The 760-nt window shown below is 49.1% G+C and carries 1 protein-coding gene; it reads right to left on the reverse strand.

From position 1 onward, the window contains the following. The coding region (locus DXA36_RS32670; RefSeq protein WP_182479369.1) for a cellulase family glycosylhydrolase at positions 1-592 on the reverse strand (592 nt) is incomplete at its 3' end. Between the last annotated feature and the right edge of the window lie 168 nt (positions 593-760).

The raw sequence follows: 760 nt of genomic DNA on the forward strand, positions 1-760 counted from the left end.
CTATCTGCCGGCGCACCGGCAGATAATCATGGAAGCTGAATACATCCACTTCTCCTACGGTATCCTCCACATCGCCCATATAGGTATGACCGATGGTAACCGCATTCACGCTGTCCATCTTCCTGACCTTATCACAGCTGCGGCGCAGGAATTCATTCACCTTTTCCCAGCGCGCTTTTCTTTCCTCCCCTTTCGCTTCTATGATATAGTCGTTGCAGGAGGGTTCATTCATCACATCCCACATAAGCAGCCCCGGCTCCCCCCGCAGAGCCTGCACCACATCCTTTATGTAGTTTTCCGCATATTCCTCATATCCCTGTTCCAAATCTCCCGGATGCAAGCCGTTTCCATTAAAGAGGATAGGCATGGTACTGATGCCGGCTTCCCATGCCGTCTCCACAAAGGCGGTAAGCTTACTTAAAAAGGCTGCCGGATCTTTTCGGTAATCTCTTTCTGACAGCCAGATTCTGGTGCTGTTCAGCTGCAGGCTCCGGGCATATCCCAGTTCCCGCTTCAGCTGCTCCTGCGGAATCCTGTAACCTCCGGAATAACAAAACCCTCTGATATCACTGTAATCATTGAATGGCTTCATAAATGCAATCCCCCTTTTTCGTTTTTTCTCATGCATTATACGTTTTAACTGCTGTATTTTCCCTATTTAAGGCCCTGCTGCTGTGCACTATCCCTTAACACTTCCCATCACAAGCCCCTTTGTAAAATACTTCTGCATGAACGGATAGATACACAGCATGGGCAGCGC

This window comes from Eisenbergiella sp. OF01-20, assembly GCF_003478085.1.
Lineage (GTDB): Bacteria > Bacillota > Clostridia > Lachnospirales > Lachnospiraceae > Eisenbergiella.